Origin of the sequence: Alkalibacillus haloalkaliphilus (assembly GCF_007991275.1) — a bacterium.
Classification (GTDB): domain Bacteria; phylum Bacillota; class Bacilli; order Bacillales; family Alkalibacillaceae; genus Alkalibacillus; species Alkalibacillus haloalkaliphilus.
In genome coordinates this window covers 1-26565 of record NZ_BJYA01000002.1, presented here as the reverse complement: position 1 = coordinate 26565, position 26565 = coordinate 1, and the positions used below count along the sequence as shown (strand labels likewise).

The following is a 26565-nucleotide window of genomic DNA, read 5'->3' as shown; positions in this document are numbered from 1 at the left end:
CTATATTCCACTTTGATAATAGCCTTCCAGCTCTGCATCTAAATCATGTGTCTTCTCAACCGCCCCTTGATAAGCAGTATCAACATACGGTTTATATGATAAGTCAACATTTTTAACGAAATGAAGACGTTCAACCTGCTCGACAATATTAGATACTTCTTCCTGATTAACATAAATTACGGCATACTTTTGACGTTTAGATGCGTAAATCACGTGTCCGAAACGACGAAGTTTTCTCAACTGTTTAATGTGCTTAAACCAAACTACGATTCCTTGGCGTTTTGTGAACATCGATACTCCTCCATTCTTTACTAGGACGCTTGGCAACCACACTGGCCACCACTACCGCAACCACAGCCATCTCCTGTATCTTTGAGTGCTACACCATCTTTTGGAGCTTTTATGTTAGGGCTAATCGATTTAGCGACAATTTCAGATACTTCATCTAATAACATTTGCAGTTGAGTTTCTGTCTGTTTATAACTAGCAACTGTTTCATGCATATCTAATTCTCTTTTTAATTGCCTTATTTCTTTCATAATTTTGCTGTAATCTGGATGATAACGACCGAAGCGTTGAACATCTTCATAATCAGCTTTCATCTGTTGAAAGTCCGTCATAAGACGGTTCGCTTCAGGGTCATTGTATAGTTGATCTTTATGGTTTGTATATATTTCATAGTCTTCTGACTCTTTAATCATTTTACCCAGCTTTTCTGCTTGTTCTAATACTTCTAATACTTCTGTGTTAGCTAGCATGAACACACCTCCATACTTGTATCATAACAAAATCTAATACTTATTACCATTGTTAGAATTAAAATGGAAACCGATTACCTCTATGTGGGGGACGTCTTTTTTGTTGTTGAAATTGGTGGCTCAAGTGTTGAATCTGATCAAGCGCTTTAGATAGTTGCCTTAAATTTTTATCAACTTGATCAACATCAAGGTCAGCTAACTTCTTTACGATCCCTTGAATTTGATCTGATTTAACCGGAAATGCTGATGTGCTTTTATCTTCTTCTAAACTTTGTTCAAATTGGTCCCAAAAACTTGAATGGTGACCTTCATCAGTCCATATATTATATAGTTGTTGCCACGTATATTCTTTATTTCTTACACGTTGGACTAATTCTGGACGATTTTGCACAAACTGTTTAAAGTCCTCTAATTCTTTCGGCAGACGAATATGACTCATACAATTCACTCCTTTAAGAAGATTTGCCCTATAATAAAATACGCTTAAACGTATTAATGAGTTCATTCGAAATCAACTATATTAATTTGTTTTCATATTAATTTTGAATAATTTGTTACACATCTTATATATTTGCACAGAAATAATTGATAAATTAGCGATTTCATAATATGATGAGTTTGATAAGAAGATTTTAGAAGAGGTGAACGAGATGGAAATAACTAAGTTCTCAATCGACGGCGCACAAGTTAAACAACAACCTTTAACTCATGCACTTGAGCAAAATGGTTTTGTTTTAGCTGAACAATGGGATTATGAACGCGTCACATATGATTTAAAAATTAATTCTCCAGAGAAAAACATTACTTATTACTTAAGATTACGCGGATTAGCTGTAGAAGGTAGTGTTGAAAAGGGATCAGCGTTAATTAAGCTTATGCCACCGCTACTAGGTAAACACTACTATCCACACGGTGTTGAATACGGTGAAGAAGAATTTCCTAACAATGTGCATGAACGTGTTGACCGTGTACTTTCGAAAGTCGAGGAAGACTTAAAAGAATTCCAAGATTAAGAATAATAGCTAACAAAACGGAAGGTGACCTTAGTATGGACTACTAGGGTCACCTTTTAAAAACAATTACATTTTCTGAGTTTTTTTCTAATACAATAGTAGCAGTGTAGTTTGAATTGTCATAATCTTTAGACCCTGTACTATTCAAACCTACAAGACCGTGCTATAGTTATAGTATGTATATGAAAGGGGACTTAAATTGCATTGCTAAAAAATATATCTAAAAAACAGTGGACCATTATTTTCACTATTATCATTCTAATTGTGGTTGGGTATTTTATACTACCTATATCCATTCCACTAATTTTAGCGTTTTTCACTGCTCTGTTTCTTAACCCAGTCATTCGCTGGTTCATGCGACGATTTAGGATGAACAGAACAATTGCTGTTACAATTGTTTTCTTAATTTTCCTATCTATAATCGCAACGATTGGTACATATACTACAACGAAGGCAATTGGCCAAGTTGTTAAAATTACTGAAAACGCACCTGAATATATTAAAAACGTTGAAACTATATTAATTGAACTTCAAGATGATATAAATGCTTTCACCGAAGATTGGCCTGCCCACTTTGTTCGTGAAGTTGAAGAAACAGCTGCTGAGAACTTGGTATCATTAGAAACACAGATTATGGATTACATCCAAATTGATAATATTGCTCAATTCATATTGAAAATACCAGAGTTCCTCATCAGTTTCATCGTTTATATGATCGCCCTCTTTCTGTTCATGCTTGATCTTCCTAATTTAAGAAACAAAATGTATAGCATGATGACAGATCAAACACAAGAAAAGTTCAAATTCATGAATGCTCGATTAGCTTACGTATTACTCGGATTTTTAAAAGCCCAGTTTTTAGTCAGTTTAATCATCTTTACAGTCACTTTAATATCGTTACTATTTATCACTCCAGAAATTGCATTAGTTATGTCCATTATTATTTGGGCAGTTGACTTAATACCGATCATTGGTTCTATTATCGTGTTAGCTCCATGGTCAATTTACATGTTCTTAGTTGGTGATATGTTAATGGGAATACAACTTGGTGTATTAGCCATTGTACTATTAACAATTCGTCGTACAATCGAACCAAAGGTGATGGGGCACCATATCGGCCTAAAACCATTACCAACACTCATTGCCATGTATATAGGTCTTCAATTAATCGGTATACTAGGCTTTTTCTTAGGACCAATAGTTGTCATTATATTTAATTCAGCACGCGAAGCTGGCATTATAAAATGGCGTGTTAAGTTTTAACTACACTTCCCCTAATTAGTTATTGAACTAATTAGGGGTTTTTTATAAAAAAACGCCTAGCGTATAATTTTACGCTAGGCATTTATAACTTATCCACCAAATATTGCTCTAAAGACACTCGTGCTATGGCCACCTTCATAAATAACATACAGAAGTAAATAAACGATTACACCTGTAATGGCAGTAAAGAACCAAATAACACTAGTATATGGCCCTAGTTTACGGTGTTTTTCAATCTTTCGTTTAAACGCTAAATATAACGTAACTAACCCGAATGCACCACCTGTAGTGGCTAAAATAATATGGAACACCATAAAGATTGTGTAGTAAACTTGCATTTCTTCTGGACCACCAAAACTTGTATTACCAATAAAAATCGTACGTGATACATAAAGAATAAAAAATGTTAAAGCTGATATGGCAGCTGCAACCATAACCTTTTTATGCGCAGCATACTTCCCCTTTGAAACTAAGTACCAACCAATAGCTACTAAAATAGCACTAATTATAATAAAAATCGTACTGATTGTTGGTAGAAACGGCATCTCTCTCATCCTCTCTCTACTACACTAGGTGTAGCTGTTTGCAAATCCTGTGGCAATGGGTCAATTCCACGTTTTCTTTCACTTCTGAACCAGCCATAGAAGATCCGTGCAATAATTGCACCATAGATAAACTCTTGAGCTACCTTCATAATAATCCCTGCTGCCTGCTGATCATATACGAGTGGTATATTCATAAATACTTGCGGACCACCAAAATTCATACCATCTAATATACCTGGTGGTACACATAATGCTAATGCTGTCATAAATGCATCGGGTTCAGAATACGTCGCATATAAAGGTGTGTCAGCGAAAATGATTAAAGCACAAGCTGGTGTTAATAACATTCCTGCACCGTAAATATACAAAATTTTAAATAGTGGCTTAACAACCATTTGCTCTTTAATTGGTGTAAAGATCGGCCACCACATACAAAATGCAAGAATAAATAACAACAGCGTTACAGGCCAATGAATCAAGTTACTTGTTTTAGTAAAGTCAAGAACAAATGGAACGTGATACAGTGAGAACATAACATTAAATGACACTAATGCTAAAATCGGTCTTGTAAACAACTTAAAGAAGTGACCGACAATAGGAGTCGTAAAGACTTTCTTCCACCACTCTAACGGAATACCTCTAATGACAAGTATAGGTACTAGTAAGTAAAAGACAGCCATTTGTGCCATATGTGCCATTAAAATAATATGTGATAATAAATAGACAGGCGAGCCTTTCGTAATGTAAAAGAGTATTATTGCTGAATACATCGATATTTTTTGACCTTTAGTAGGCCCTTCACTAAGACCCGCCTTATGTTTTAACGGTCCAGTAAATAAGTAATATAATAAAATTAAAAGTAAAGTAATGATAATGATCTCAGGATTCCATAAAGCCCTGAAACCAAATATTTGAATTTTATCCCACATAGTCTTTCACCTCTGATGGTTACAACGTTAATTTCAAACACTAGTATACATGATTTTGTACAAAAGCTCGACTATTTAAAAGAACGTTAATAAAATTGTTGAAAATAAAAAACCGTAGCGTTTGATTTTTCAAACACCACGGTTTTACGATATGTTTAATTTTTCATTTTCGGATCAAGTGCATCTCGCAAGCCATCACCGATTAAGTTAAATCCTAAAACGACTAACATTATTGATACACCCGGATAAATTAAAGTCCAAGGTGCTAACTGAATGAAAGCACGTGAGTCAGCAAGCATTTTCCCCCACTCTGGCGTTGGTGGTTGGGCTCCTAAACCTAAAAACCCTAATGCCGCAGCCTCTAAAATAGCTGTACCGAAACCTAATGTCGCCTGAACAATAATTGGCGCTAAGCTGTTAGGAAGTATGTGGTGAACTAATATTCGACCACGTTTCATACCTTGTGCCCTTGCTGCCATTATATACTCTTCTTCTCTCAAACTAATTACTTTCGAACGTACAATTCGCCCGAATATTGGTATGTTAATAATTGCAATTGCAATTAAAGCATTTTGTAAAGAAGCACCTAGAATTGCAACGACTGCAATTGCTAGTAGTATGCTCGGAAATGCTAACAAAATGTCAAAGATTCTTGAAATTAACATATCAACCCAACGACCATAATAACCTGCAACAATCCCAAGAATCGTACCAAAGATTAATGCACCTGTTACAGCGAAGAAACCAACCATTAACGATATCCTTGCACCATATGCAATTCTCGTTAATATATCTCTACCTAAATGATCAGTTCCTAGCCAATGTTCAGCAGATGATCCTTGTAAACGGTTGACAGGATTCGTCTCATCAAAATCAAAAGGTGATATAATTGGTGCAAATGCACCCAACAAAATAAAAAATAAAATAATAGAAAATCCTGTAATGGCTAAGGGGCTTTTTCTAAGTTGTCGAAAAGCATCTTTCCAAGGTGATATTCCCTCAACCTCTTCCGATTCGAAATAGATACTGTTGGGGTTTTTATTATATTGGTCTATTTGTTGTTTTTGATCTTTAGTTTCCATAGCTAATCCCCCTAATATTTAATCCTTGGGTCAATATATGCATAGAGTAAATCAACAATTAAGTTGATCATAACGAATATGAAAGCAATGACAAGAATCCCAGATTGAATGACGGGATAATCTCGGTAATTGATTCCTTCATACACGTAACGGCCAATCCCAGGCCAACTAAAGATGGTTTCAGTTAATATCGCTCCACCCAATAAAACCCCCGTTTGTAAACCGATTACGGTTAATACAGGAATTGTTGCATTTCTTAAAGCGTGTTTATAAATAACTAAAAATTGACCTGAACCTTTTGCACGAACTGTACGAATGTAATCAGACTTCATAACTTCAAGCATACTCGAACGTGTCATACGAGCTATGATCGCCATAGGAATTGTTCCAAGTGCAACAGCTGGTAAAACTAAGTGACTTAACACCGTTAACGCTCGATCAAAATCCAAGTGCAATAATGAATCGAGCACATAGAAATGTGTGATCGGTTCAATTGGATTTGTACTTGATTGTCTACCTGATGATGGTAGCCACCCAAGCTCTTGTGCAAAGATCCACTGTTCCATTAATGCTAGCCAGAATACAGGCATCGAAACACCAATTAGAGCAACAACCATAGCAGTAATGTCGATCCAAGTATTTTGTTTCCATGCACTTATAATCCCTGCATTAATTCCAACAATAATTGCGAAAATCATAGCAAAAATAGTTAACTCAAAAGTTGCGGCAACTCTTGGTAAAATTTCAGAACTGATCTCACCCTTAGTTCTTAATGATGTACCTAAGTCACCTTGCAACAAATCTGCTAAATATAGCCCGTATTGAATCAAATACGGTTCGTTTATCCCCATAGTAGCTTCTAGGTCTTGAATAGCTTGTTCAGTTGCCGTCTCCCCTAAAATAACTTGTGCTGGGTTACCTGGTATTAAGTGAACAATTGAAAATACAATTAATGTCATCCCTAAAAGGACTGGTATTAACATAAAAAGGCGACGGATCGTATAGGCTAACATGTTTTCACCCCAGTTCTATTAATCTATGTAGTATATAGCCTGTAAAGCATTAATAGTTATGTTTTAAATATAGAGGGTAGTAGAGGCTTCTCTACTACCCTCCTCTTTAAATATTAATCTAATTCAACTTCTGCTAATGACTCACTCGTTGAAGGGTGAGGTACATAGTTCTGAACGTTGCTTAATGAAGCAAGTACTGGTTCAGAGTGTACTAAAGGAATCATCGGTGAATCTTCATAGATGATTGCTTGAGCTTCTTTATAAAGCTCTGCACGCTCATCTTGATCTACAGCCATTTTAGCTGCATCTAGCAATTCATCAACTTCATCATTTTGATAGAAAGAACGGTTACTTGCACCTGCGTTATCACCGTGAAGTAAACTACTTAAGAAGTAATCAGGGTCACCGTTAGTACCTGACCAACCTAACATAAATAACTCATGGTCACCTTGCTGTGTGCGCTCTAAATATGGAGCCCATTCTTCAATAACAATGTTAGCTGTAATACCGATTTGTGCTAAGTCTGCCTGAACAATCTCTGAAACTGTTTCAGGAGCTGGCATATATGGACGCGCAACAGGCATAGTCCATAGGTCAATTTCAAAACCATCGGCATAACCAGCTTCTTCTAATAACTCAGCAGAACGATCTAAATCAAATTCATAAACATCCAGATCATCATTAAACCCTAAGTAACCTGGTGGTACCGGATTAACTGCCGGAATAGCATAACCAGCATATAATGCTTCAGCAATTTGTTCACGGTCAATCGCGTGGTTAATTGCCTGACGCACTAGTGGATCATCAATCGGCTCTTTTTCTGTTTGGAAACCTAAGTAACCAAAGTTGTTAGCAGCACGTGTGTAAAGAGTCGTTTCTTCATCACTATCTACACCAGCTGCATCATCTGGATTTAAACCATCCATAATGTGAATTTCGCCTGAGTTTAAAGCAATTAGACGTGAAGAGTTATCAGGAATCACTTCAAAAATAACTCCATCCAACTTAGGTAAACCATCTACACGGTAATCTTCAAAAGCTTCTAAAACGATTTGATCATCACGAGACCAGCTTACAAACTTGAATGGACCAGTTCCAACTGGGTTCTCATTAATTTCAGGACCATGCTCCTCTAAAGCAGCAGGAGATGTGATCGCAAAGTAGCTCATAGCCATATTTTGTAAGAAGAAACCTAAAGGTTCATTTAATACAAATTCAACTTCATAATCACCATTCACATTAACTTCACTAATAACGTGGCCATCATCACCATGGAAGCCACCGAACATAGTTCCATACATAGAATATGCATAACCATCATCTTCAAAGCTATAAGTATCGTCAGCACCAGACCAACGCTCATAGTTTACTTTGACAGCTTCAGCGTTAAAGTCAGTTCCATCGTGGAATGTAACACCTTCTTCTAAATAGAAAGTGTAAGTTAAACCATCATCACTAACATCCCAGTCGTGAGCCAACCCTGGTTTTATTTCAAAAGAATCTTCTTCGAAATCTAGTAAACTCTCATAAATTTGTTTAGTAACACGAGATGACTCACCATCTGTAGTACTAGCAAAGTCTAAACTTTCTGAATCACCACCACGAGCATAAACAAGTATGTCGTCGCCATCTGTTTCAACTTCAGCGCCATCATCCTCATCCTGCTCATCTTCCTCACTTGTTTCGTCATCAGAACCTGTATCTGGTTCAGATGCATCGTCACCATCATCGCCACATGCTGCTAAAAGCATGACAAAAGCGATTAACATGGCTAGTAAAAATGAGTACTTAAGCTTCATAAACTTACCCCCTAAAATATTTTATATAGATAACATTCGATACATATCACCTTTAGTCATATAAGTGACATGCAACGTAATGTTGATCACTATCCTCTTTGAACTCTGGTTTTACCTCGCTACAAATATCCATTGCAGCAGGGCAACGTGTGTGGAAAGGGCAACCGGTAGGCGGATTAGAAGGACTTGGTACATCACCTTCTAAAATAACTCGATCACCAATAACATCTGGGTCAGCTACTGGTACAGCTGATAACAATGCTTGTGTGTATGGGTGTTTAGGATTCTCATAAAGCTCATCCTTATCAGCTAGTTCCACCAATTTCCCTAAATACATAACACCTACACGATCACTAATATGTTTCACAACACTTAAATCGTGCGCAATAAATATATAGGTTAAGTTGAATTCATCACGTAAATCTGACATTAAATTTAAAATTTGTGATTGTACGGATACATCTAATGCTGAAACAGGTTCATCACAAATAATTAACTTAGGGTTGTTTGCTAATGCTCTTGCTATCCCTATTCTTTGTCTTTGTCCTCCACTAAATTGGTGAGGATATCTAGATGCATGAAATGGTCTAAGTCCAACGACTTCAAGTAATTCTTTTACACGTTTTTTTCGTTCCTCAGCTGACTTCATACCATGAACTAATAACGGTTCGCCAACTATTTTTTCTACGGTATGTCTCGGATTCAAAGAAGCATAGGGGTCTTGGAAAATGATTTGCATGTCTTTTCTTAGTTTCCTCATAGCTTCATCATCTAACTGAGTAATATCTTGGTCTTCAAATTTGACTTCACCATCTGTTGGTTCAATTAGTCTTAACAATGCTTTACCAGTAGTTGACTTACCACAGCCTGACTCACCAACTATACCTAATATCTCACCTTCATTAACTGTAAACGTAACGTCATCAACTGCTTTAACTTCTCCAACTTTACGGCCAAATACGCCACCTTTTACATCAAAGTATTTTTTTAAATTGTTAACTTCTAAGATCGGATTCGACATGTGAGCCTGCCTCCTGTTCTTCGTTGTCATCATATAAAAAGCAACGACTGCTTCTTTCTACCCCTGCATCATATAGTTCCGGATCTTCTGAAAAACATCGGTCAAATGCGTATTCACAACGAGGGGCAAAACGGCACCCTACTTGTTCCATTGAAACTTTTGGAACTGTACCAGGTATTGAGTAAAGTTTCTGTTCTTTTTCGTGTATTTTCGGTAAAGAACGAATAAGACCTTTAGTATAAGGGTGTTTAGGATCTTTTAAAATTTCACGTACTGTACCTTCTTCTACTACTTGACCAGCATACATAACAACAACTCGATCACACATTTCAGCGACGACACCTAAATCATGTGTAATAAGTAAAATACCTGTATTATGCTCTTTGTTTAAATCCCTCATAAGGTCTAATATTTGAGCTTGAATCGTTACATCTAAAGCTGTAGTCGGTTCATCAGCGATTAACACTTCAGGGTCACAAGACATCGCCATTGCAATCATGACTCTTTGACGCATGCCACCAGACAATTGATGAGGGTATTCATCAACAACCTCTGAAGATCTTGGTATGCCTACTAGATTTAACATATCAATTGCCTTACGTTTTGCTTCTTTTTTAGACATTTTACGATGCATTCTAATTGCCTCAATCAATTGGTTACCAATTGTAAATAATGGGTCTAATGAGGTCATTGGCTCTTGGAAAATCATAGATATTTCATTTCCACGAATTTGCCTCATTCTCTTTTCACTAGCTTGAGCTAAGTTCTCATCCTTAAAATTGATTTGTCCACTAACAATTCTCCCTGGGGGACTTGGTACGAGTTGCATAATTGATAAGGATGTAACACTTTTACCACACCCAGATTCACCAACTACTCCGACAACTTCACCTTTATGTACTTTAAAGCTTACTCCATCGACTGCTGGTACTTCACCAGAGTCAGTAAAAAAGTGAGTATGTAAATCTTCTAATTCTAGTATGACATCTGACATTGTTGCTCCCCCTTTAATGCATATCTTGTCGAAAAATCTGAAATAAACTAAAATTTATAATTTTCATAATTGTTTATGTTACTTAATATACTTAATCTTATAAAAATAATCAAGGAAATTTTATGAAAAAACACCTATTTCACTTTTTTATATTCTCCTAAATAGGTATTTATGCCTTATACAGCCAATAAAAAAAGAGTGTCAAAAAATATTGACACTCTTTTTACTATATATACACTAGTTTTTCCTATTAATAGGAAAGATTACAAAAAAAGCTCAGGCAATTGCCTGAGCTTTTTGCTTACCACCATACAATGATCGTTAGAGCTAGAATAGTTAATACTGCAGCGAATACTCCGGAATAGATCATCGCAGCAGGCCATTCATGCCCCTCTTCTGCCATGTGCATAAAATAATACAACTGGAAAAGGACCTGTACGGCTGCTAAAACTAAAATAATTGGAACCGTAAACATCGCATCGACTTCTGCCATAACTAATCCGAAAGCTAGCATTGTGAAAGCAATCATCATTGCAAAAGTAATGACTTGATGTTTCATTTGTTCTCTATGCTTCTTCTTATAAAACTGTTTCTTCTGCGTTTGATTCGCGGAATTGGTGTTATCTGCCATTATTTAGCCCACCTTTCCCATTAGGTATACAACTGTAAAGATGAAAACCCATACAACGTCAATGAAGTGCCAATATAATGAAGCAATATAGAACTTCGGAGCGTTGTATAAGTTTAATCCACGTTTACGGTTACGAATCATTAACGAAATGATCCATAGTAGACCAAAGGCAACGTGTGCACCGTGGAAACCAACTAATGTATAGAAGGCCGTACTAAATGCAGACGTTGAAAAGCCAAAGCCATAATCATTGACGTAATGAACGAACTCGTAGATCTCTAACCCTAAGAATGCAAAACCTAATAAGACTGTTATTCCAAGCCATAGTTGCATTTTCTTAAAGTCATTATTCTTCATATGATACATAGCGTATACACTTGTTAATGAACTTGTTAATAGGATAACCGTCATTAAGAAAACTAACCCTAAACCAAAGATTTCTTGACCAGTTGGTCCATCTACCGTTGAGTTTCTTAATGCTAAATACGTACCAAATAAACTTGCGAATAGTACAACTTCTCCGCCTAAGAAAAACCAAAAGCCCATAAACTTATTACGGCCTTCAAGGGTGGCTCTTTCAGGATTTTCTGGCAGATTACCTGATTTAAGAACGTCTTCAGCCATTAGAACCATCCCCCTCTTCTTCTAATTCTTCTTTATGAACATGATAACCGATGTCATCTTTCAATGAACGATATAGCATAGCTCCAAATGTAGTTGCAAAACCAATTCCTGCTAAGATCCACATTGCTCCTTGGTACATAACACCAAAACCAGCAATAAATAGACCTAATGAGATAACAAACGGTACAAATGTTCTATTAGGCATGTGGATGTCACCTAGAGGCTCTGCAGGTTGGATTTTACCATTACCTTGCATTTTTTCTACCCATAATGCATCTAATCCACGTACTAATGGTTCTTGTTTAAAGTTATAGAATGGTGGAGGTGATGGAATAGCCCATTCTAATGTACGAGCGTCCCATGGGTCTCCTGATACTTTTTCACCTTTCATTTGGGTCATAACAACGTTGACTAAGAAGATGATTGTACCAATAGCCATTCCGAAAGCACCAATTGTACTAATTAAGTTAAATAGATCTAAACCTTGATCCGGTAAGAACTTCCAGTAACGACGTGGCATACCCATTAAGCCTAAGAAGTGCTGGAAGAAGAACGTTAAATGGAAACCAATAAAGAATAACCAGAAGAACCAGTGGTTAAGCTTCTCATTTAACATTGTACCGAACATTTTCGGCCACCAGTAAATAATACCTGCAAATATACCAAGTACAGTACCACCTACAATTACATAGTGGAAGTGTGCCACTACGAAATATGTGTCGTGGTATTGGAAGTCAGCTGCTGCTGAAGCAAGCATTACACCTGTCATACCACCAATTGTAAATGTTGGTACGAAACCTAGTGCGATTACCATCGGAGACGTTAATCGTATGTTTCCTCCCCACATCGTAAATAACCAGTTAAAAATCTTAATACCTGTAGGTACGGCAATGGCCATGGTGGCTACTGCGAATATTGAGTTCGCAATTGGTCCAAGACCTACTGTGAACATATGGTGAGCCCATACCATGAAACCTAGGAATGCGATTAAGATTGTCGCAAATACCATGGATGAATAACCAAACAAACGCTTTTTAGAGAATGTTGGGATAATCTCACTGAATACACCGAATGCCGGTAAAATTAAGATATATACTTCTGGGTGTCCGAAGATCCAGAATAAGTGCTCCCAAATAATAACGTTACCACCCATTTCAGGGTCAAAGAAGTTACCTCCAAATAAACGGTCAAACGTTAATAGGAACAGACCAACTGTTAAAGCTGGGAACGCGAATAAAATAAGTACACTTGCAATAAATGAAGTCCATGTAAACAATGGCATACGCATGTAAGTCATACCAGGCGCACGCATGTTAACAACTGTTACGATAAAGTTAATACCACCCATTAATGTACCAAAGCCTGCAATCTGTAGACCGATTGCATAATAGTCTACACCATGACTTTCAGAGAATAATGATAGTGGTGCATATGCTGTCCAACCTACATCTGGTGCTCCTCCAGCGAACCATGAGACATTTAAGAAAATACCTCCAAAGAAGAACAACCAGAAACCTAACGAGTTAATAAATGGAAACGCAACATCACGCGCTCCAATTTGTAGTGGCAGTACAGCGTTCATGAGCGCAAAAATCAACGGCATCGCAGCAAGGAAGATCATCGTCGTTCCATGCATCGTTAACACTTCGTTGTAAAATTGCGCTGAGATAAATTCGTTATCTGGTGCAATTAGCTGGATACGAATTAACATCGCTTGTAGTCCACCAAGGATAAAGAAGAACAGTCCACCAATTAAATATAAAATCGCAATTTTTTTGTGATCAACTGTTGTTAAATAATCCCAAAGGACGGACCCAAAGCCAGCTTTGTTTTCTGCTGTCGTGCTCACGCTTGTAACCTCCCTTAATCAATAATGCTTAAATATTATTCTTCATCATTTTCGTCTGTTTCTTCATCTGTTTCTTCGTCTTCGTCTACTTCATCATCTTCTTCAGACTCTTCATCAGCATCCTCTTCCTCTTCAGGGAATAAGTCACTTAAATCTGAATCGATGTAAACGCCATTGTCAGCACTTTCTGGCGTTACGTCACTTGGACTTAAAGTCATTAAGTATTCAATAACTTGATTAATTTCTTCTTCATTTAAATCATAAGGTGCATCAACCATTAAGTTGCCTGGTTTCATTTCTTCACCTTTAGTATCAATCCACTCGAATAAGTTTTCTTCTGTCATATCAAATACGCCAGCCAACTTATCTCGATCAGCAAAATTCGTTAAGTTTGGTCCAACTTTGTTTGGAGATGAACCAACTGCGTGACATGACAAACAGTTCTCTTCATAAATTTCTTGACCTGCTTGTGCTGTAGCTGTTTCAGGCTCTTCTTCACCTGTCACACCTTGCATGTCTTCAACCCACTCTTCAAATTCTCCTGGACTTACTGCTATAACTTTAAAGTCCATTAATGAGTGAGATGGACCACATAATTCAGCACATTTACCCCAGTAAACGCCTTCTTCATCTGCTTGGAGCCACATTTCATTGCGGTTACCTGTAGGGTTTACGTCCATTTTACCTTGAATAGATGGAACCCAAAATGAGTGGATTACATCATCAGAAATCATTGATAAGTATACGCGACGATCAGTCGGGATGTAGATCTCTTGGCTTGTAGTTACGTCTAAACCTTCATATTCGAAATGCCACCAGTATTGTTTACCAGTTACATCGATCCAAATTTGATCTAACTCTTCTCCCTCTTCGCTTACTTCCGGAGTATTTACATCAGCGAAAGCAAACGTGTACTGAACGGTTGGTACTGCTAGAATTAATAGTAAAATAATAGGAATGACAGTCCATAAAGTCTCTAGAGCATGACTTCCTTCCGTCTGCTTAGGAATGAAATCTTCTTGTCCTTTTTTCTGACGGAACTTAATTATTACGTATATGTAGATTGCCATTACAACTACAAATACAAATAACATAATGACTGTACTTAGAATAATTAATTCTAATAACATTGCAGCACCTTCACCTCTAGGCTGTAGTGTACTTAAGAACGGTTCACCACACCCTGAAAGGATTAGGGCCATTACAGTTAAAGCCATTACTGCTTTAAACCGAGTCATCCAGCCTTTCATTTTCTCGATACCTCTCTTTCTCTTAGTTCATTGTTGTTATGCATAGAGCATATTTTATTCATTAATTAAGAAGAAGTAATCAAGCATGCTTCTTCTTAATTGAATCACAGAAATGATGGGATTGTTGCAACAACCAATCCAATAAAAAATAGTGTTAAATAATTAAGTGAATAAATAAACATCCATTTTGCCCATTTATCATCATCATTCATTTTGAAACCGTAAGCAGCTAATGCTAACCACCCTACGTTTAATAATGTTGCAAAAATGATGAATGCCGTACCAAGTGAAAAGAAATAAAACGGTAGCGGTAATAAACAAATAGTATATATGAACATCTGTCGTTTTGTAATGCCATTACCATGAACAGATGGTAACATCGGGATGTTTGCTTTTGAATATTCATCTTTCTTACGAATGGCAAGAGCCAAAAAGTGTGGCGTTTGCCATAAGAACATAATCAAAAATAATACAAAAGCAGCAGGATGTAAAGTGCTATCAACTGCTGCCCAACCAATTAAAGGTGGAGCAGCTCCAGAAAAACTACCAACTACTGTATTAATTGTATATTTTCTCTTTGACCACATTGTATACAACCATACATAGAATACCCAACCAATAAAGCCAAACAACGCTGCTACTGGTGAGGCAAAATATAATGTGATCAACCCTATAACTGTAAATGCAGTACCTAAACCTAATATTACAGGTAAAGGTATAGTCCCCGTTATTGTTGGACGTGCCTTTGTTCTAGACATCTTAAAATCAATATCGCGATCGTAATAGTTATTAATAACACATCCACCAGCTATCACTAATGCTGTTCCTAACATAACTAGGACGAAAGACTGCCAATGGGTTAACGGACTTTGATTCGTAAAATATAATGCCAACCAAAAACCAGCAAATGTCGTCATTAAATTAGAATTGATAATACCAATTTTAATCAATGCAAGAAAATCAGTCCATAACATTTTAAGATTGGTTTGAGGACTATCCACTATCTTTGTTGTTGTCGTTCCAAAAGAGCGTGGCTCACTCATACTGTTTCGACCTTCCTCTCAGCCATATATAATAAAGTCATATTTTGTAGAATTTTAAATTTTATTTACATAGACATTGTACCATGTAATTACCTACACATCTATTTAATCATATAAAAAGGATTAAGTTGTGAAGAATATGTGAAAAAAATGTGAGAAATATATTCAAAGAATAAATTAGCATATTCCCGTCATTTATGTAACTATAAAACATTTTTTCTTAATTAAAACTTTCCTCTTTCAATTAATTGTTATAAATTTGTAACGAAATATATTTTCGGTTATAGTCATTCTATATTAAGATGTATACAGAAGCTTCTCAGGCAAAGGTGAGGTGTAAATAGAAAATGAAAAAATTATTCCACCCAAAAGTTACTGCAATCGTATCAGTAATCTCTATGCTGTTCGTTTTAGTCGGAGGAGCTCTTGTAACCAAGACTGACTCAGGATTAGGATGTGGCCGCAGCTGGCCTTTATGCCATGGCCAAATTATCCCTTCTAACATAAATTTGGAACTTATTATTGAGTACAGTCACCGTTTAGTGTCTGGTTTAGCGATTATTATTATTCTCTTATTGTCTTATCAAGCATGGAAACACTTCCGTCATGTAAAAGAAACTAAGTTTTTAATAATCGTTACATTGATTTTCATTGTGATCCAATCACTATTAGGTGCAGGAGCTGTTCTATTTGATCAATCTGACTTAATAAAAGCATTGCATTTTGGTATATCATTAATTTCGTTTGCGTCAGTATTTTTACTAGCTACCATTATCTTTAACTTGGATGAAACTTTTAATACCGCTGCAATAAACATACCGAAAAGTATTAGGATTCATTTTTATAGTTTGTTTGTTTATACATTGGTAGTCGTCTACACTGGTGCATTAGTTAGACATAAACAGTCAAGCTTAGTCTGTGGTGGTTGGCCATTTTGTTCTAACGATCAACCTTTCAACATTGGGGCTTATTCACTTGAACAAGGGATCCAAATGGGACATAGAGTATTAGCAGGAATACTATTTATTTGGGTAGTTGGCTTATTGATTCATATATATAAGAATCATCGCCATGAAAAGTTCCTTATTAATGGATGGTTAATTGCAACATTATTAATCTTCTCGCAAGTCGTTTTAGGTGCATTGATTATTATTACTATTCTAAATCCTGTAATTGCTCTAATGCACGCTATCATGATTTCGCTTTTCTTCGCATTACTATGTTACTTAATAATGCTTGCATTAAGAGTTGCAAAAAAAGAAGAAGAGTAATAAGTAAGGTGCATAAACTTAAGTTTATGCACCTTTTTTCATAATAAACACCAACCGTCGAAACAGGTTGGTGTTTATTATTTATTCAACTTCTATGAGTAAATCCCCTGTTTCTAACGCTTCTCCATCTCGAACATGGATTTGTTTAACTTTACCGTCAAATGGCGCTTGGATCGTCGTTTCCATTTTCATTGATTCAGTAATCATAAGGTGATCATTCTTCTTAACTTGTTCACCTTCTTTTACTAGTACGTTAACGACTGTACCAGGCATTGATGCACCAATATGACTTGGGTTTTGGTCATCTGCTTTCACTCGACTAGAAGTAACATCTTGTACACTTTCATCTCGAACAATTACTTCACGCGGTTGACCATTTAATTCAAAGTAAACGACACGTGTTCCATCTTTTTGTGCTTCTCCAACTGAAACGAGCTTGACCATTAGCGTCTTACCTTGCTCGATTTCAACTGCTATTTCTTCACCTAGCCTTAAGCCGTGTAAAAAAGCTGGTGTATCTAACACGGAAATGTCACCATATTGATCCACAAACTTCTGATAATCTAAAAATACTTTTGGATAAAGGGCATATGAAATAATTTCATATGGCGTTACTTGGCGATCTAACTTTTCGTAAAGCTGTTCTTTTAATGCTTCAAAGTTGACAGGCTTCAACTCGACACCTGGTCGTGTTTCGATCGCTTGGCGCCCTTTTAATATAATACGCTGCAATTGTTTCGGGAACCCTTGATACGGCTGTCCGATATATCCTTGGAAAAACTCAACAACAGAATCAGGGAAATCTAACGACTCACCCTTCTCATATACATCATCCACTGTTAAGTCATTTTGAACCATGAATAAGGCCATATCTCCTACGATCTTTGAAGATGGTGTAACTTTAACAACATCTCCAAACATATCGTTAACTGTACGATACATTTCTTTTACTTCATCCCATCGTTCACCTAGACCTACTGCTTTTGCTTGTTGTTGCAAGTTACTATATTGGCCACCAGGCATCTCGTGGAAGTACACTTCAGGATGTGGCGCATTCATGCCACTTTCAAAGTTGTTATAATATTGACGAACATCTTCCCAATAACGGGCAAGTAAATTGTATGATTCAATATCGACTTGTGGTTGTCTGTCGTTATTTTCTAAAGCATAATATAAGCTATTGGCACTCGGTTGTGACGTATTACCAGCCATAGAGCTAGCCGCTACATCTACTGCATCTACTCCTGCTTCTACTGCTCTAGCATACATCATAATTCCGTTTCCACTTGTATCATGCGTGTGTAAGTGGATTGGAATTGAAACCTCTTCTTTTAATGCTTTAATTAGCTTGTAAGCCGCTTCTGGCTTTAGTAAACCAGCCATATCCTTAATACCTAAAATGTGTGCTCCACATGCTTCTAGCTCTTTTGCCATTCTGACATAATAGTCTAAATCATATTTATCACGTTTAGGGTCTAAAATATCGCCTGTATAACATATTGATGCTTCTGCAATTTTATTTTGCTTACGCACAGCTTCAATGGCTGGTTTCATGCCTTCAATCCAGTTTAAGCTATCGAAAATTCTAAACACGTCTATGCCTGCTTCTGCACTCTTCTCTACGAAGTCTTCAATGACATTGTCTGGATAGTTTTTATAACCTACTGCATTACTAGCACGTAATAACATTTGGAACAATACATTTGGCATCTTTTTACGTAAAACTTGTAGTCGCTCCCACGGGTCTTCTTTTAAGAAACGGTAGGATACGTCGAAAGTTGCACCGCCCCACATTTCTACAGAAAATAAGTTTGGTAACAGTTTTGCCGTCGGTTCTGCAACTTTATATAAATCTTTTGAACGAACACGTGTAGCTAAAAGAGACTGGTGTGCATCACGGAATGTCGTATCCGTTAATAACACTTCTCTTTGCTCTTTAAGCCAAGCAGCGACCGCTTCAGGCCCTTTTTCATCTAGCAATTGTTTTGTCCCATGATCAAACTCCGAGTGCTTCCCTACTTCCGGTAGCCTTGGTTCTGGGTAAAGTGGCTTCTTCTCAACTCCGGTAGCTGCTGGACTATTAACCGTCGTATAACCTAGATAGGATAATAATTTTGTACCACGGTCATGTCTTTTAGGGAATACAAACAGTTCTGGCGTTGAATCAATGAACGTCGTATTGTAAGATCCGTTAATAAAGTCATTGTGTAAAATAACATTTTCTAAAAATGGGATGTTGGTTTTAATTCCACGAATTCTAAACTCTTTTAAGTTACGCACCATTTTGTGTGCAGCTTGTTCGAACGTTAACGCCCAAGTAGAAACTTTAACTAATAACGAATCGTAGTGAGGTGAAATAACAGCTCCTTGGAAACCGTTACCAGCATCAAGGCGAACACCGAAGCCGCCACCAGTACGATAAGCCATAATTTTACCTGTGTCAGGCATAAAGCTGTTAAGTGGATCCTCTGTCGTTACACGTGATTGTATCGCATAACCATGAGTTCTCACTTCATCTTGCTTAGGGATTCCTACTTCATGACTATGTAGTGTATGCCCCATCGCAATACGAATTTGTGTCTGGACAATATCTACACCTGTGATCATTTCGGTAATCGTATGTTCTACTTGTACACGTGGATTCACTTCAATAAAGAAGAACTCATCTTCTGTAACAAGGAATTCTACAGTTCCTGCATTAATATAATCCACTGAATCCATAAGTTTGACCGCTGCATCACAAATTTCTTCACGCTGCTTCTCATCTAAAGAAATACTTGGTGCAATTTCTACTACTTTTTGGTGTCTTCTTTGAACAGAGCAGTCTCTTTCATATAAGTGAACGATATTTCCATCATTGTCACCTAAAATTTGTACTTCAATATGCTTTGGTTTCTCAACTAATTTCTCAACATACACTTCGTCATTACCAAAAGCAGCTTTCGCCTCTGACTTCGCACGATCATATGAGTCTTTTAAAGAACTTCGTGAACGTACTATACGCATACCACGTCCGCCGCCGCCTAAAGCTGCTTTAATCATGATTGGTAAGCCGTGTTGATCAACAAATTGTTCGACTTCATCTATAGACGAAACTGGTCCATCTGTTCCTGGAATAACAGGAATGTCTGCTCGAATCGCCGCTTCACGCGCTCTAACTTTGTCACCAAACGTATGAAGCATATCACTGGAAGGCCCAATAAACGTAATACCTTCTTCTTCACATCGTTTTGCAAACTCAATATTTTCGGATAAAAATCCATATCCTGGGTGAATCGCATCTACTTCTACTTCTTTAGCTAATTCAATAATTCCTTCAATGTCTAAGTAAGCATCGATTGGTTTTTTACCTTGACCAATTAAGTAAGATTCATCTGCCTTATAACGGTGATACGAACCAGTGTCTTCCTCAGAATAAATTGCTACTGTACGAATGTTCATTTCAGTACAGGCTCTAAAGACACGAATCGCTATTTCACCGCGATTTGCAACTAATACTTTGTTAAATGGTTTGATTTCTGCCATGTTAAAACCTCCATTCGTGTAATTCCACCCACAAAATATAATTCTACTTTTTTAAACAAATTCCTTCACAAAAATGAATAATGGTTCATTTTTATTGTCTGAATATTTTTTAGATTACAATAAAATGTGGTTTTTGTCTAATTTTATCATTTCAACTTATTGTTTACTTAAACAAAAAAACTCAAACTAATGAGTTGTTCATCAGTTTGAGTTGACTTATGATTTTTGAGCTTGTGCAGCTTCATGTAATGCGCTTAATTCTCGTTCTAGGTTTTCCATAATTTCTTTGCCTGTATCTTCTTTAATTAAATTTAGACGTACGGCGAAATTAATCTCACGAGATAGTCCAAACATTTGTGTATCTAAAACCTCTTCATAAAGAGGACATTGAGGCATCGTTAAATTGTCCATTTGCACTTTAATCAGTTGTAATATTTTATCCGCATCTGCCTTTAAGAGGGCGAGTGCTTGTTCATTTTCTTCAAGCGCTACATTGGATGACATGAGAATTCCCCCTCACCTATTAATCCTATCTATTTTATTATATTATCTTGTAACTGGCTAAAATGCAAATCATCTAATTGTTTCTTTAAAAAATTGACCAGCGCTTCTCTTCTGCTAATTTCTCTAATAAGCGTATACCGACTACACTGTTTCCTTGTTGATCTAAAGCTGGTCCGAATACAGCAATCCCACCTTCTTCTTTTATTACTCCCATAATCGCTCCAGAAACACCGCTTTTTGCTGGTATACCTACATTAATTGCGAACGTTCCAGAATAGTCATACATACCACACGTAACCATAAACGTCTTACAAATACGCGCAACAGTTAATGGGATCAACGGCTTGTAAGTGACAGGGTCCCTACCATCATTTGCAAATACAGCCGCTACACGTGCAAGCTGTTTAACGTTCATTTTAATGGCGCATTGTCTCGTATAAACATCCATTAGTTCTTCAACACTACCGGTTATAATTCCATTTTGTTTCATAAAATAGGCCAAAGAACGGTTTAGAAATGCTGTTTCCATTTCAGATTTAGCAACTTTCTCATCATATGAGATTGTCTCATCATCACACAACCTTCTAATTAGTGTTAATAATTCATTGACCATCTCATCTGAATCTCGACCTCTAATCATATTCGTAACCGATAAGGCACCAGCATTAATCATTGGGTTTAAAGGAATACCCGGATCTTCTAATTCTAATTTTCTTATCGAGTAAAACGGATCACTCGATGGCTCTTTTCCTACTCTAGAAAAAACAGCATTTTCACCATGTTGAATTAAAGCTAATGCTAAAGACAACACCTTGGATATACTTTGTATCGTAAATGTGTATTCAAACTGTCCTGCAGTATAGCACTCACCTCTTAAAGCATAAAAAGCAGCCGCATTAATTTCGGGTTGCTGGTTGGCAAGTGCTGGGATGTAATCAGCTACTTCACCGTTATTCGCATAAATTCGCACATGCTCAAGCCAATAATCTAAATCTTTTGCCGTCATTAGTGACATTATCATCTCTCCTTAATGCATTTAGCATTATTTTTCGATATAATTACAATGCATGTTAAAATTTAATTACTTTTTATAAGTATTTTTCCCAGAAAGAGGTGTACTAAAATATGATCGTACAAATTCAAGGTAATGTTGGCTTTCCTATCACATTAGATCCAACCGTATGGATATTTGATGATCGCAAAATTGAGTTAAATGAGGCTTTCGGTGTTTCTGACAATGAAGACTCTGAGAATGACCAACAACAAGTGTGGGACCGTAATGAATATCAACAAAAATTAAGGCCACCGGTTAATCAAAGTGTAACTCGTTATAATCGCAAGAAAGTACTAGAAAACAGTTATGTAATGCCGCTACATCACTTCCTAAAAAATAGCGAACCAAGCGGTGATGCTAAAGAAGCGATCTTACATACAACTGATGGTGATGAAACAATTTCACTTGATCAGTTAGAACAATCGTATTTATTATTCGCACTTGATGGAAAACCATTAACAGAAGATGGTCCAATTCATGTTATTTTAAATGACGGATCCAATAAAGATGCGCCTTTTAAAGGTGTCGAAAAAATATCCATCGTATAATTAACTATATTTACTAATCATAAAAACTCTTTTTTACCGCAAAAATAAGGTAAAAAGGAGTTTTTCTTTATGCGATACAAACTTTTAACGATTACCGCTTTAACTTTTCTATTGATGACAGCTTGCGCTCAACAAGGCCAAAATAATCAAAATCTTAACGATGACATTAACAATGACCATATTATCCAAGTTCAAGATTCAGAAATTGAACAAGATCGTCAACATACAAACATGGAGGCAGCAGAACGATTATCACGAATTGCTTCTGATGTTAATGAAGTACAGCGTGCAACGGCAGTAGTTTTCGGTTCATACACAGTCGTTGGGATTGATGTAACTGACGATTTAGATCGCTCACGTGTTGGTAGTGTTAAATACACAGTTGCTGAGGCGATTAAAGACGACCCATACGGTCATTATGCTTTCGTAATGGCTGATGGAGATGTAGTTTCACGCTTAAATGAAATTAACAGAGGAATTCAAGAAGGTCGCGCAAGACACGTAATTGTTGATGAAATTGCTAACTTAGTCGGGCGTTATGTTCCTGAAACCCCTCCAACCGACCAACGTCCTGCTGCACCTTATGAGGATAGAATTGAAAATGAACAAGAACGACAAGAACAAGAATTTGACCATGAAGTAGACCCTGAAGAAATTGAATCTAATTAAGTTGAAAGAGACAAAGTCTGAACTAGTGTAATACACAAAACCCGAACGAATCATAATTTGAATTCGTTCGGGTTTTTATTTACTTCTCTTCTTTCATTTCATTATAATATTGAACGCCAAATTGTGAACCTTCAGCAACCATATCAGAGTTTTCAATATCATCTAATTCAGGGTTTCCTGCTTCTTCTATAGGCAAGTTAGTATCATTACCATTAAACGACTCTTTAACTTGTTTCACTTTCTGCTTTACTTCATTTCGTCTATTTTCATCAATTAATACATATGACGTCAATGCTGCTCCTGCAGCTACCACTGATGATAAAATTAGCTTCTTTGCCATATCAATGCCCTCCTCGAGTAATATGTACTCCAAGTTTTTGTTTACTTATTAATGTCATTCCCGTTTTGTACAGTTTAAAACATATAACCTCTTTCCCAAACAAACTTAAAACATGTTACAATGTCAGAAAACAGTACGTTATTAAAGAAGAGGTGAAACTATTGCGCGCAAAATGTATTTTATGTGACCGTGTAGACAAAATCGAAGCTTATTCGTTATTAGCTAAACAATTACGCAAAAAGCGCAAGATGTCCTATTTATGTGACGAATGTTCTGAGCGCATCTCAGATAAAACCCATGAACGCAAACAAAGTGCCAACTTTAACTTATATAAAGAAGAACAAACTGAAGATTACATTAGATAAAAAGGCTGCCCTCATACACGATAAGTATGAGGACAGCCTTTTATTAACTACTAGCTTCTTGTTCTTTTCTCTCTCGATGTAGTCTAAACCTATAGATCCCTAATACTAATGAGATAATGATTAAAACTTCAACAATTGGTAGTGAGAAAATCGCAAATAACATTAATAAGAAACAACCAATAACAAGCATTATGTAAACGACTAATGACTTAAGTACTGGCAACTGCTTGGCAAAACCTAATTTATATGTGATGACTGCAAAAACAGCGATCGTTAAAAACAACAACCAAAATCCTGTTGTCCCACCTATATCTACGAGAAAATATTTCTCAATAGGTGCAAAACTAAAATGCTGTTCAGCCGCTTGTACTGATTCTGTATCCATATCCTTCCTCCTCTATAACTACGCTCCTTTATCATCATACTAAAATGAAAAAATTAACGCCATATATAAAATGAATGTTTTCAAATTTTGTCACATCATGTACACTTAAATTGATGAGGTGAAGATAATGAAACATGAAATTAAGATGCTTTTATTAGCTATAGCTGTAGTAGCATGTTTTATCGCTTCAGCTATTGTTATTAGTTATCGTAGCTATGAACTATTCGCTCTATTCCTCTTCGCTGGATTCGCATTAATGGGTGTCGGTTTTAAGTTAAAAAGTGACTATCAAAAGAAACACGAAGAAGAATAATGAATCAAGCGCTTCCTAATAAGGATAAGCGCTTTTTTTATTTCGTTTCAATGAAATCAAGTAGCTCATGGTGAATCGCTTTGTTGGCACAAATGACGGTGTTACCAGTTAACATATTAACGTCTGTACCATCTACACGCGTCGTAATGCCACCAACTTCATTAACGATAATCATTCCTGCTGCAATATCCCACGGCGCTAAACGCATCGTAATATAGGCATCTATAATACCTTCTGCAATAAAAGCGAATTCTAAAGCTGCCGAACCATACGACCGCGTTCCTTTTACTTTTCTAACAAGATCATGAATTTTTTCTTCATTTAGTTTACGGTTTGGTATTGCCCAAGAGTTATTAAGACCAATTAAAGCATCTTCTAAATGCTTATCAGGATCAATTGGATTTAACTGTTTTCCGTTTTTAAAAGCACCTTCTCCTCTAACACCCTCATATAAAACATCATCCATCACGTCATAAATTAAACCAATTTCACCTATACCATCAAAATAAATACCGATTGAAATAGCAAAAAAGCGTTCTTGATGTACAAAATTCATCGTGCCATCGATTGGATCAATAATCCAAACAACACCATTTAAAGATTGAACCTCATCCCCCATTCCTTCTTCACCTAGCACTTGATGATCAGGGTATTGAGTAAGGATTTTATCAATAAAAAATTGTTCAGTTTTTTGATCAACTTCTGTCACTAAGTCTTTGCGGTCCTGTTTAGTATCAACTTCATATGGCTTTTTCATATGACTTTTGATTAATTCACCAGCTTCTTTAATCCACTGTATTGCGCTTGCCTTAATTTCTTCCACTGATTGATGACTCATATTATAAGTAACCCCTTTTCTATGATTACAATAGTATTTAACGATTATAATAGTACTATGTTTCGCCATGTATCTTATTAAGTGCTAGCTGTCGTTTTATGTTAGAATATGTTTAAAGTAATAATAATAACAATTTAATAAAGGAGCGATTTTATGACGACTTTCCGAGGATTTGAACAAGCTGACTTCGATGTATTTACAATTGATGGACTAGATGAACGTATGACTGAACTAAAAAGTCGTGTATCGCCGAAATTGCAAGCTATTGCTGAAACGGTTGAACCAACTGTATCTTCATTAGCTGGCGATGAAATGTTTGTCCACGTTGCCAAACATGCTCGTCGTAAAACAAACCCACCTAACGATACGTGGGCAGCGTTAGCAAGCAATAAACGCGGCTATAAAAAGTTACCACACTTCCAAGTTGGTATGTGGGAATCACATGTCTTTGTTTGGTTCGCTGTCATTTATGAAAGTCCTATTAAAGGCGACTTCGCAAGACAATTAAAAAACAACAAGCAAGAAATATTAAGTCATATTCCAGATCATTTCGTTTGGTCTAAAGACCACATGAAGCCTGAAACTATTTCACATGTTGATATGAGAAATGGACAATTTGATGAACTTGTCGATCGACTAGAAAATGTCAAAAAAGCCGAGATCCTTTGTGGCCAAACATTTGATCGTCATGATGAACGCTTGCAACATGGTGAAACATTTATTAAAGCTTGCGAAGAAACATTTGAAACAGTAATGAGTCTTTATAACTTAACGAAACAAGTCCAAAATGTGTCATAAGTGGCTGAGACAAAAGCGTTGAAGTGTGGTAGAAACACGAAGTATCAGCCTTTCCTTTTAGTTGAACAGAAAATTAGCGGAATCAAAATGCGTAGACTCCTGTGGGAGCAAAGGCAAGGGTGAGACCCCGCAGTGCGTGGG

Annotated in this window: 29 protein-coding genes; 8 read left to right on the top strand and 21 right to left on the bottom strand. The window is 36.6% G+C overall.

Annotated elements, in window-relative coordinates:
* The 3 genes from AHA02nite_RS02795 to ylbD are packed head-to-tail and all read right to left on the bottom strand — an operon-like array spanning nucleotide 1 to nucleotide 1197.
* Nucleotides 1-291: a YlbG family protein gene (locus tag AHA02nite_RS02795; protein WP_146814183.1), complete on the bottom strand. Its 291-nt coding sequence runs from the start codon at nucleotides 289-291 to the stop codon at nucleotides 1-3.
* Between the two features lie 20 nt (nucleotides 292-311).
* Nucleotides 312-758, bottom strand: coding sequence for a YlbF family regulator (locus tag AHA02nite_RS02790; RefSeq protein ID WP_146814181.1), 447 nt, complete (start codon nucleotides 756-758; stop codon nucleotides 312-314).
* A 58-nt stretch (nucleotides 759-816) separates the two neighbouring features.
* Complete coding sequence (gene ylbD / locus AHA02nite_RS02785; protein WP_170235954.1) at nucleotides 817-1197, bottom strand: spore coat protein YlbD; 381 nt, start codon at nucleotides 1195-1197, stop codon at nucleotides 817-819.
* A gap of 211 nt (nucleotides 1198-1408) precedes the next feature.
* Here ylbD and AHA02nite_RS02780 point away from each other — a divergent pair, with 211 nt between their 5' ends.
* Complete coding sequence (locus AHA02nite_RS02780; protein ID WP_146814178.1) at nucleotides 1409-1771, top strand: YugN family protein; 363 nt, start codon at nucleotides 1409-1411, stop codon at nucleotides 1769-1771.
* 204 nt (nucleotides 1772-1975) lie between these two features.
* Nucleotides 1976-3034: a sporulation integral membrane protein YtvI gene (ytvI, locus tag AHA02nite_RS02775; protein WP_146814176.1), complete on the top strand. Its 1059-nt coding sequence runs from the start codon at nucleotides 1976-1978 to the stop codon at nucleotides 3032-3034.
* Nucleotides 3035-3123: 89 nt separating this feature from the next.
* Here the strand turns inward: ytvI and AHA02nite_RS02770 are convergent, their stop codons facing one another.
* The 12 genes from AHA02nite_RS02770 to cyoE all read right to left on the bottom strand — a co-directional run bounded on the left by AHA02nite_RS02770 (nucleotide 3124) and on the right by cyoE (nucleotide 15814).
* A complete protein-coding gene (locus tag AHA02nite_RS02770) occupies nucleotides 3124-3579 on the bottom strand; it encodes a DUF420 domain-containing protein (RefSeq protein WP_146814174.1) in 456 nt (151 codons plus the stop codon).
* A gap of 5 nt (nucleotides 3580-3584) precedes the next feature.
* Entirely contained in the window at nucleotides 3585-4508 is a 924-nt protein-coding gene (gene ctaG / locus AHA02nite_RS02765) for a cytochrome c oxidase assembly factor CtaG (protein WP_146814172.1), read from the bottom strand.
* A 155-nt stretch (nucleotides 4509-4663) separates the two neighbouring features.
* Nucleotides 4664-5590 carry an ABC transporter permease gene (locus tag AHA02nite_RS02760; RefSeq protein WP_146814171.1) on the bottom strand — a complete coding sequence of 309 codons (927 nt, stop codon included), beginning with the start codon at nucleotides 5588-5590 and terminating at the stop codon, nucleotides 4664-4666.
* 11 nt (nucleotides 5591-5601) lie between these two features.
* Entirely contained in the window at nucleotides 5602-6603 is a 1002-nt protein-coding gene (locus AHA02nite_RS02755; protein WP_146814169.1) for an ABC transporter permease, read from the bottom strand.
* 113 nt (nucleotides 6604-6716) lie between these two features.
* The gene (locus tag AHA02nite_RS02750; protein WP_146814167.1) at nucleotides 6717-8402 is read right to left on the bottom strand and encodes an ABC transporter substrate-binding protein; all 1686 of its coding nucleotides are present in this window, start codon (nucleotides 8400-8402) and stop codon (nucleotides 6717-6719) included.
* A gap of 52 nt (nucleotides 8403-8454) precedes the next feature.
* Nucleotides 8455-9423 carry an ABC transporter ATP-binding protein gene (locus AHA02nite_RS02745; protein ID WP_146814165.1) on the bottom strand — a complete coding sequence of 323 codons (969 nt, stop codon included), beginning with the start codon at nucleotides 9421-9423 and terminating at the stop codon, nucleotides 8455-8457.
* Nucleotides 9398-10417, bottom strand: a complete 1020-nt coding sequence (locus AHA02nite_RS02740) for an ABC transporter ATP-binding protein (protein ID WP_146814163.1) — start codon at nucleotides 10415-10417, stop codon at nucleotides 9398-9400. The genes AHA02nite_RS02745 and AHA02nite_RS02740 overlap by 26 nt, the downstream gene beginning before the upstream one ends.
* A gap of 301 nt (nucleotides 10418-10718) precedes the next feature.
* Nucleotides 10719-11048 carry a cytochrome c oxidase subunit IVB gene (gene ctaF, locus AHA02nite_RS02735; protein ID WP_146814161.1) on the bottom strand — a complete coding sequence of 110 codons (330 nt, stop codon included), beginning with the start codon at nucleotides 11046-11048 and terminating at the stop codon, nucleotides 10719-10721.
* 3 nt (nucleotides 11049-11051) lie between these two features.
* Entirely contained in the window at nucleotides 11052-11672 is a 621-nt protein-coding gene (locus AHA02nite_RS02730) for a cytochrome (ubi)quinol oxidase subunit III (protein ID WP_146814159.1), read from the bottom strand.
* Nucleotides 11665-13521 (bottom strand): cytochrome c oxidase subunit I, encoded by a 1857-nt coding sequence (ctaD, locus tag AHA02nite_RS02725; protein ID WP_146814157.1) that lies wholly within the window; start codon nucleotides 13519-13521, stop codon nucleotides 11665-11667. Before ctaD ends, AHA02nite_RS02730 begins: the two co-directional genes overlap by 8 nt.
* 35 nt (nucleotides 13522-13556) lie before the next feature.
* Nucleotides 13557-14771: a cytochrome c oxidase subunit II gene (gene coxB / locus AHA02nite_RS02720; RefSeq protein WP_146814155.1), complete on the bottom strand. Its 1215-nt coding sequence runs from the start codon at nucleotides 14769-14771 to the stop codon at nucleotides 13557-13559.
* A 104-nt stretch (nucleotides 14772-14875) separates the two neighbouring features.
* Nucleotides 14876-15814: a heme o synthase gene (cyoE, locus tag AHA02nite_RS02715; RefSeq protein WP_146814153.1), complete on the bottom strand. Its 939-nt coding sequence runs from the start codon at nucleotides 15812-15814 to the stop codon at nucleotides 14876-14878.
* Nucleotides 15815-16161: 347 nt separating this feature from the next.
* Here cyoE and AHA02nite_RS02710 point away from each other — a divergent pair, with 347 nt between their 5' ends.
* Nucleotides 16162-17085: a COX15/CtaA family protein gene (locus tag AHA02nite_RS02710; RefSeq protein WP_146814152.1), complete on the top strand. Its 924-nt coding sequence runs from the start codon at nucleotides 16162-16164 to the stop codon at nucleotides 17083-17085.
* 81 nt (nucleotides 17086-17166) lie between these two features.
* Here AHA02nite_RS02710 and pyc read toward each other — a convergent pair whose 3' ends face one another.
* From pyc to glsA, 3 genes are all read right to left on the bottom strand, one after another.
* Nucleotides 17167-20610: a pyruvate carboxylase gene (pyc, locus tag AHA02nite_RS02705; RefSeq protein WP_146814150.1), complete on the bottom strand. Its 3444-nt coding sequence runs from the start codon at nucleotides 20608-20610 to the stop codon at nucleotides 17167-17169.
* Nucleotides 20611-20826: 216 nt separating this feature from the next.
* Nucleotides 20827-21114 carry a YlaN family protein gene (locus tag AHA02nite_RS02700; protein ID WP_146814148.1) on the bottom strand — a complete coding sequence of 96 codons (288 nt, stop codon included), beginning with the start codon at nucleotides 21112-21114 and terminating at the stop codon, nucleotides 20827-20829.
* An 85-nt stretch (nucleotides 21115-21199) separates the two neighbouring features.
* The gene (gene glsA / locus AHA02nite_RS02695) at nucleotides 21200-22129 is read right to left on the bottom strand and encodes a glutaminase A (RefSeq protein WP_146814146.1); all 930 of its coding nucleotides are present in this window, start codon (nucleotides 22127-22129) and stop codon (nucleotides 21200-21202) included.
* 110 nt (nucleotides 22130-22239) lie between these two features.
* Between glsA and AHA02nite_RS02690 the strand changes: the two genes are divergently transcribed.
* Entirely contained in the window at nucleotides 22240-22716 is a 477-nt protein-coding gene (locus tag AHA02nite_RS02690; RefSeq protein WP_146814144.1) for a molybdopterin-binding protein, read from the top strand.
* A 69-nt stretch (nucleotides 22717-22785) separates the two neighbouring features.
* On the top strand, nucleotides 22786-23385 hold the full coding sequence (locus AHA02nite_RS02685) for a YhcN/YlaJ family sporulation lipoprotein (RefSeq protein ID WP_146814142.1): 600 nt from the start codon (nucleotides 22786-22788) through the stop codon (nucleotides 23383-23385).
* A gap of 79 nt (nucleotides 23386-23464) precedes the next feature.
* On the opposite strand, the gene AHA02nite_RS02680 is transcribed toward AHA02nite_RS02685, so the two are convergent.
* Complete coding sequence (locus AHA02nite_RS02680; protein WP_146814140.1) at nucleotides 23465-23725, bottom strand: hypothetical protein; 261 nt, start codon at nucleotides 23723-23725, stop codon at nucleotides 23465-23467.
* Between the two features lie 161 nt (nucleotides 23726-23886).
* Here AHA02nite_RS02680 and AHA02nite_RS02675 point away from each other — a divergent pair, with 161 nt between their 5' ends.
* Nucleotides 23887-24090, top strand: coding sequence for a YlaI family protein (locus AHA02nite_RS02675; RefSeq protein ID WP_146814138.1), 204 nt, complete (start codon nucleotides 23887-23889; stop codon nucleotides 24088-24090).
* A gap of 43 nt (nucleotides 24091-24133) precedes the next feature.
* Here the strand turns inward: AHA02nite_RS02675 and AHA02nite_RS02670 are convergent, their stop codons facing one another.
* On the bottom strand, nucleotides 24134-24475 hold the full coding sequence (locus AHA02nite_RS02670) for a YlaH-like family protein (RefSeq protein WP_146814137.1): 342 nt from the start codon (nucleotides 24473-24475) through the stop codon (nucleotides 24134-24136).
* 127 nt (nucleotides 24476-24602) lie between these two features.
* Between AHA02nite_RS02670 and AHA02nite_RS02665 the strand changes: the two genes are divergently transcribed.
* Nucleotides 24603-24788, top strand: coding sequence for a DUF5325 family protein (locus AHA02nite_RS02665; protein ID WP_146814135.1), 186 nt, complete (start codon nucleotides 24603-24605; stop codon nucleotides 24786-24788).
* A gap of 37 nt (nucleotides 24789-24825) precedes the next feature.
* Here the strand turns inward: AHA02nite_RS02665 and AHA02nite_RS02660 are convergent, their stop codons facing one another.
* Nucleotides 24826-25626 carry an inositol monophosphatase family protein gene (locus AHA02nite_RS02660; RefSeq protein WP_146814133.1) on the bottom strand — a complete coding sequence of 267 codons (801 nt, stop codon included), beginning with the start codon at nucleotides 25624-25626 and terminating at the stop codon, nucleotides 24826-24828.
* 153 nt (nucleotides 25627-25779) lie between these two features.
* Between AHA02nite_RS02660 and AHA02nite_RS02655 the strand changes: the two genes are divergently transcribed.
* A complete protein-coding gene (locus AHA02nite_RS02655; protein ID WP_146814131.1) occupies nucleotides 25780-26424 on the top strand; it encodes a YktB family protein in 645 nt (214 codons plus the stop codon).
* The last annotated feature ends 141 nt before the right edge of the window (nucleotides 26425-26565 follow it).

Excerpts from the sequence above, each read along its gene's own strand:
- AHA02nite_RS02795 (WP_146814183.1), bottom strand. The coding sequence starts at position 291 with ATGTTCACAAAACGCCAAGGAATCGTAGTTTGGTTTAAGCACATTAAA.
- AHA02nite_RS02790 (WP_146814181.1), bottom strand. The coding sequence starts at position 758 with ATGCTAGCTAACACAGAAGTATTAGAAGTATTAGAACAAGCAGAAAAG.
- ylbD (WP_170235954.1), bottom strand. The coding sequence starts at position 1,197 with ATGAGTCATATTCGTCTGCCGAAAGAATTAGAGGACTTTAAACAGTTT.
- AHA02nite_RS02780 (WP_146814178.1), top strand. The coding sequence starts at position 1,409 with ATGGAAATAACTAAGTTCTCAATCGACGGCGCACAAGTTAAACAACAA.
- AHA02nite_RS02770 (WP_146814174.1), bottom strand. The coding sequence starts at position 3,579 with ATGCCGTTTCTACCAACAATCAGTACGATTTTTATTATAATTAGTGCT.
- ctaG (WP_146814172.1), bottom strand. The coding sequence starts at position 4,508 with ATGTGGGATAAAATTCAAATATTTGGTTTCAGGGCTTTATGGAATCCT.
- AHA02nite_RS02760 (WP_146814171.1), bottom strand. The coding sequence starts at position 5,590 with ATGGAAACTAAAGATCAAAAACAACAAATAGACCAATATAATAAAAAC.
- AHA02nite_RS02755 (WP_146814169.1), bottom strand. The coding sequence starts at position 6,603 with ATGTTAGCCTATACGATCCGTCGCCTTTTTATGTTAATACCAGTCCTT.
- AHA02nite_RS02750 (WP_146814167.1), bottom strand. The coding sequence starts at position 8,402 with ATGAAGCTTAAGTACTCATTTTTACTAGCCATGTTAATCGCTTTTGTC.
- AHA02nite_RS02745 (WP_146814165.1), bottom strand. The coding sequence starts at position 9,423 with ATGTCGAATCCGATCTTAGAAGTTAACAATTTAAAAAAATACTTTGAT.
- AHA02nite_RS02740 (WP_146814163.1), bottom strand. The coding sequence starts at position 10,417 with ATGTCAGATGTCATACTAGAATTAGAAGATTTACATACTCACTTTTTT.
- ctaF (WP_146814161.1), bottom strand. The coding sequence starts at position 11,048 with ATGGCAGATAACACCAATTCCGCGAATCAAACGCAGAAGAAACAGTTT.
- AHA02nite_RS02730 (WP_146814159.1), bottom strand. The coding sequence starts at position 11,672 with ATGGCTGAAGACGTTCTTAAATCAGGTAATCTGCCAGAAAATCCTGAA.
- coxB (WP_146814155.1), bottom strand. The coding sequence starts at position 14,771 with ATGAAAGGCTGGATGACTCGGTTTAAAGCAGTAATGGCTTTAACTGTA.
- cyoE (WP_146814153.1), bottom strand. The coding sequence starts at position 15,814 with ATGAGTGAGCCACGCTCTTTTGGAACGACAACAACAAAGATAGTGGAT.
- AHA02nite_RS02710 (WP_146814152.1), top strand. The coding sequence starts at position 16,162 with ATGAAAAAATTATTCCACCCAAAAGTTACTGCAATCGTATCAGTAATC.
- pyc (WP_146814150.1), bottom strand. The coding sequence starts at position 20,610 with ATGGCAGAAATCAAACCATTTAACAAAGTATTAGTTGCAAATCGCGGT.
- AHA02nite_RS02700 (WP_146814148.1), bottom strand. The coding sequence starts at position 21,114 with ATGTCATCCAATGTAGCGCTTGAAGAAAATGAACAAGCACTCGCCCTC.
- glsA (WP_146814146.1), bottom strand. The coding sequence starts at position 22,129 with ATGTCACTAATGACGGCAAAAGATTTAGATTATTGGCTTGAGCATGTG.
- AHA02nite_RS02690 (WP_146814144.1), top strand. The coding sequence starts at position 22,240 with ATGATCGTACAAATTCAAGGTAATGTTGGCTTTCCTATCACATTAGAT.
- AHA02nite_RS02685 (WP_146814142.1), top strand. The coding sequence starts at position 22,786 with ATGCGATACAAACTTTTAACGATTACCGCTTTAACTTTTCTATTGATG.
- AHA02nite_RS02680 (WP_146814140.1), bottom strand. The coding sequence starts at position 23,725 with ATGGCAAAGAAGCTAATTTTATCATCAGTGGTAGCTGCAGGAGCAGCA.
- AHA02nite_RS02670 (WP_146814137.1), bottom strand. The coding sequence starts at position 24,475 with ATGGATACAGAATCAGTACAAGCGGCTGAACAGCATTTTAGTTTTGCA.
- AHA02nite_RS02665 (WP_146814135.1), top strand. The coding sequence starts at position 24,603 with ATGAAACATGAAATTAAGATGCTTTTATTAGCTATAGCTGTAGTAGCA.
- AHA02nite_RS02660 (WP_146814133.1), bottom strand. The coding sequence starts at position 25,626 with ATGAGTCATCAATCAGTGGAAGAAATTAAGGCAAGCGCAATACAGTGG.
- AHA02nite_RS02655 (WP_146814131.1), top strand. The coding sequence starts at position 25,780 with ATGACGACTTTCCGAGGATTTGAACAAGCTGACTTCGATGTATTTACA.